Below are 4286 nucleotides of genomic sequence, written 5' to 3' on the forward strand. Positions count from 1 at the left end.
AAGTATTTGGATTGTCACTGCTTGCTCCAAAGTTAACATGTTGAGCAGTCCAAAATGACCGCTATATTAACCAAGGGGGTCAGTTTTTAAATGCCATTAGGGGGTCATTTTTACACTGCCGCTAACAGACTTATGCATTAGTCTTAGCAGAGTTACGTCCTGAGCGCCAAAATGAAATTTTCAAACGTGGCATTGAATTTGGTCAAAGCCGAGTCGTGTGCAATATGCATTGGCAAAGTGATGTCGATGCTGGCCGTATTATGGGTGCAGCACAATTTTCACGCTTGCAGGCAGATCCACAGTTCCAAGCCGATATGATTAAAGCCAAAACTGAAATTAACCATCTTATTTCTGCCACACACAAAAAATCTGATTAAAAAAATCAGCATCTTGTCTCATTGCATAGATAGTAGATCACATGCATGGGCAGTGGTTTTTAATAGATGTGCATGTCCAATATAAAAATAAAGCGCTTAGAACCATCTAAGCGCTTTATTTAATTTAGCAGAAGTATTTTGATATCGTTTTATTAAGATTCAATCTGCTTCAGTTCTGGCTTGCCGTAAGCCACTTCAAAACTGGCGACGGTCGTCATTTTTCCACCTGGTTTTTCAATAAAGTCTAGAACCTTTAAGTCTGTACGCATATAGTCTTTAAAAAAGTCTAAAGTCTGATAACCGCGTTGATCATTGATAAATTTGATGTGTGGATTTAACTTCAGCACATCTTCCTGCCCTGGACGGATTGGTTGACCATTGCCGGTAGAGGTTATCGATGTAGTTAAAAATTCGGTCGCAATCGATGGACTCTTAAAATCATTCAAATCACTTGGAATATTCGCTGCAAAATATTGATGCAAATCTCCTGATAAAATTACTGTATTACCATGAGGTGCATTTTTTTTGATAGATTCAATCAAGCGCTCGCGTGCGTATGGATAGCCATTCCACGTATCTTTCCCAAAATAAGCTTTGCCTGATTTGTTATAACGTACCCAAGGCATAACCTGAATTTGCTGTGCCAAGACATTCCAACGCTTATCATGGCGCATTTGCTTCGCCAACCATTGCTCTTGTGCTTTACCAAGAACCTGCTCATTTCGGCTATTCTCAGTACGGCAGTAATCTACTTTATCAAACCCATCTTCTAACTGAGCTTTGGTGCATAAAATTGGAGAACGGTACTGGCGTGTATCCAAAATATTCATCCGTAGCATTTTGCCATAATCTAAAGTGCGGTAAGCAAGGATATCTGGGCCGTTCGGCTTCTGTTTTAAACGCACAGGCATATATTCATACCATGCTTGAAACGCTGCTGCGCGACGCAGTAAAAATATGTCTTTCTTCTCACCTTTTTCTTCAATATCTGCAGCCCAGTTGTTATCCACTTCATGATCATCAAAAGTCATCGCAAAAGGTGCAGATGCATGTGCAGCTTGTAAATCAGGATCTGCACGGTACTGTGCATAACGAATACGATATTGCAGTAAAGTTTGAATTTCAGGACCAATATGTTGACGTGCAGGAATTGAAATTCTTAAATCTCCAATTGCACGTCCCCCGCCTTTACCCTCTGGTCCTTCATAAATATAGTCACCATAATGGAAAACTAAATCTATCTCTTTCTCTTTGCTCAAGTAATCATAAGCCGTGTAATAGCCTGTTTCATAATGCTGACAACCTACTACAGCAACACGAACTCGTTCTGGCATTTGATGTGCTGCTGGCGCCGATTTTGCTGTACCTACAGAACTTTCATAACCAGCCAATCTAAATCGATAATAATAGCGTGTCATCGGTGCTAAACCACTTATCTCTACATGTACTGTGTGATGTAAGTCAGGATGTGCCTGCGCCTTCCCAGTTTGCACAATTTTCTTAAATTCAATATCTGTAGCAATATCCCAATCCACTTCAACAGCTTCCTTCGGCATCCCACCATCTACAGAAAGTGGATATGGTGCAACACGCGTCCAAATCACAAAGCCATCTGGCCAAGGTTCACCTGAGGCAACACCTAATTGAAATGGGCTAATCGGAAATTTGGCATTTGCCCACGTGCTTACTGGACTCAGTCCAGAAAATAACGCTAAAGACCCGACTCCCATCAAACCCTTTAAGAATTGACGACGATTCGAATTAATATGATTCATTTTTATTTCTCTATAAACTTATTAATAAATTAATCTGATCAGTTTTGGATTAGAAAATTGGCATGGTATAGGTCAAGTAGATACGGCTTTGTTCCTGCTTTGTTCCTGTACTTTTTTTGAATTTTCCGTATTGAGCGGTAAAACCTAAATTTTTGAATTTGCCTTCCGGCACTTTATAACGCAAGGTATAGTCAATTTCAGACTCAGTTGCACAACCACATTTACCAAAGTCACGTCCTTGTACTTTCAGGAACGATACATTTAAGCCTTTTAAGTATTGATTATTGAAGTCATATCGATAGCCATACCATGTGGACTTTTCGCCTGCATTAGTAAAGTTCTGCAACAAACGATTTGTTGGCAAATAAATGAACGTACCATCCGCACCATTATCTAAACTGCCCTGATTCATATGCAGAAAATCGCCATCATCACCAATTTTTTGCGCGCCAAATTGCAGCTGATGATTTTTAAATTTGTATTTGAAGTCTACACTGGCTGTCTGATTATCTACTTTGGCACCATAGCCTTTTTCACCACGCTCATTAGCTCCAGTCGCTTGAGTATCAAATAAACGTAAGTCCGTATTAAAACTCTGGTTTTCACTGAATGGAAATTTGTGTTTCACGCCGATAAATTGCTGTACATAAAAATCATCCAGCTCACCGGCATAGTACTGTAGCGTTAAATTTTTATTGGGCTTCCAGTCCGCACCGCCAAACATAAACCCATCACTGGTTTCGGTTGCGCCTTTAATAGAAAGCTTTGAAGCATCTCGTGATGCACGTGGAATTGCTTTAGTGACGTAACCACCCGTTAAAGTCAATCCCTTTACATCTTTAGAAGTGACTTGACCACCTAAATAGGCAGATTCGAGCAAGCGAGCAAAGCTTCGACTTAAAATGGGCAAATTAGGGCGTAACTCTCCGACTTTTACATCAGTTTTCTGATAGCGCGCTTTTAAAGTGGGATATGTACGTGTCCAATAATTTGTTGGACTACCATCACCCTCTAAAGGAAACATCAACGAATTTTTGGCTTTATCTTTACTGCCGTCTAAACGTATACCTGCTGCCGCAGTAGCATCTAAACCAAAACCGACTTGACCTTCGGTAAAGCCAGATTGATAACTCAATTCAATACCTTGTCCCAAAACTGTCGAATCTTTATCGTTAGGCTCTTGATCTTGATCAAAATAATAATTTTTAAAATCTATTTCTGCTTTACTATCTTTAATAAATTCTGCTTGTGCTGCCTGCATTGTCAGCATGGGGGTGAAAACCATACAGCAGATGAGTGCTTTGTAATTCAACGTCTAACCTCTTTGGTCCTTGAGAAATACTGCAATAACCTAAAGACTCTGTATGACAATACACTTGCAATCCCATGACAATTACATGAAAAATAAAACAAATGTTTAATATAAATATTTGATAATATAAAAATTAGAGTTATTCTTTTTAAGCACTTATATACGAAAAAAGTTGACCATTAAAAGGACTACAAGCACTCCATTTTTTGACTACTAAGCTCTAAGCCTGATTTTAAAGAAGATTGCTCAAGAACTTTTATAAAACCTTGCTTAGAATAAAATTGAATAGCTCGTAAATTACCTAATTCAACACGAAGTACAATTTTTGTATAACCTTGGTTTGCTGCATATTTTTTTAGATGAGATATTAAAAGATCAGCAACACCCTTTCCTCGATAATTCTCATGTACCCACATTGCAACCACATTAAATTCATGCTGTTCATCAATAATACCTCCAGCCATGCCGACTGCTCTTATTCCGTCAAATGCCAATAGAAACTGACATGGTATTTTTTGCGCAGCTCTATCACGCCATTCAAACTCACTATGAGTTTTGGTTTTTTCATAAGTTGCTGTAAATGCATCGGTACTGTCTTGTAATGCTTCTAGCCGTAAATTTTTCAGTATCTCCCAATCTGATTCAACAGTTGGTCGAACAGTAACAGTGCCCATTTTTAATTTTACCTGTCATCTATTTGCTTCAAATCATAACGTTTAGAATTGAAGTCTTGTAAAAAATTTGAAAGCAACAAAGATCATCGATGATTATCACACACACTGACGCAAAGACTAAAAATTAGCTATTACTCATGATTAGATT

Annotated in this window: 4 protein-coding genes; 1 reads left to right on the top strand and 3 read right to left on the bottom strand. The window is 38.5% G+C overall.

Going from position 1 to position 4286, the window contains the following annotated elements; all coding sequences use genetic code 11:
• Positions 1-224 precede the first annotated feature (224 nt).
• Positions 225-377 (top strand): hypothetical protein, encoded by a 153-nt coding sequence (locus FTU62_RS17545; protein WP_180101371.1) that lies wholly within the window; start codon positions 225-227, stop codon positions 375-377.
• 152 nt (positions 378-529) lie between these two features.
• Here the strand turns inward: FTU62_RS17545 and FTU62_RS00010 are convergent, their stop codons facing one another.
• The 3 genes from FTU62_RS00010 to FTU62_RS00020 form a co-directional block, all read right to left on the bottom strand.
• Positions 530-2152, bottom strand: a complete 1623-nt coding sequence (locus FTU62_RS00010; protein WP_180101373.1) for an alkaline phosphatase — start codon at positions 2150-2152, stop codon at positions 530-532.
• 49 nt (positions 2153-2201) lie between these two features.
• Complete coding sequence (locus tag FTU62_RS00015) at positions 2202-3422, bottom strand: OprD family outer membrane porin (protein WP_180101375.1); 1221 nt, start codon at positions 3420-3422, stop codon at positions 2202-2204.
• 230 nt (positions 3423-3652) lie between these two features.
• Positions 3653-4138 carry a GNAT family N-acetyltransferase gene (locus FTU62_RS00020; RefSeq protein ID WP_180101377.1) on the bottom strand — a complete coding sequence of 162 codons (486 nt, stop codon included), beginning with the start codon at positions 4136-4138 and terminating at the stop codon, positions 3653-3655.
• Between the last annotated feature and the right edge of the window lie 148 nt (positions 4139-4286).

Origin of the sequence: Acinetobacter sp. YH12126 (assembly GCF_013418745.1) — a bacterium.
GTDB classification, from domain to species: Bacteria; Pseudomonadota; Gammaproteobacteria; order Pseudomonadales; family Moraxellaceae; genus Acinetobacter; species Acinetobacter amyesii.

What these genes read in the sequence shown, in the direction of transcription:
- FTU62_RS00020 (WP_180101377.1), bottom strand. Translation starts at nt 4,138, where the DNA reads ATGGGCACTGTTACTGTTCGACCAACTGTTGAATCAGATTGGGAGATA.
- FTU62_RS17545 (WP_180101371.1), top strand. Translation starts at nt 225, where the DNA reads ATGCATTGGCAAAGTGATGTCGATGCTGGCCGTATTATGGGTGCAGCA.
- FTU62_RS00015 (WP_180101375.1), bottom strand. Translation starts at nt 3,422, where the DNA reads ATGCTGACAATGCAGGCAGCACAAGCAGAATTTATTAAAGATAGTAAA.
- FTU62_RS00010 (WP_180101373.1), bottom strand. Translation starts at nt 2,152, where the DNA reads ATGAATCATATTAATTCGAATCGTCGTCAATTCTTAAAGGGTTTGATG.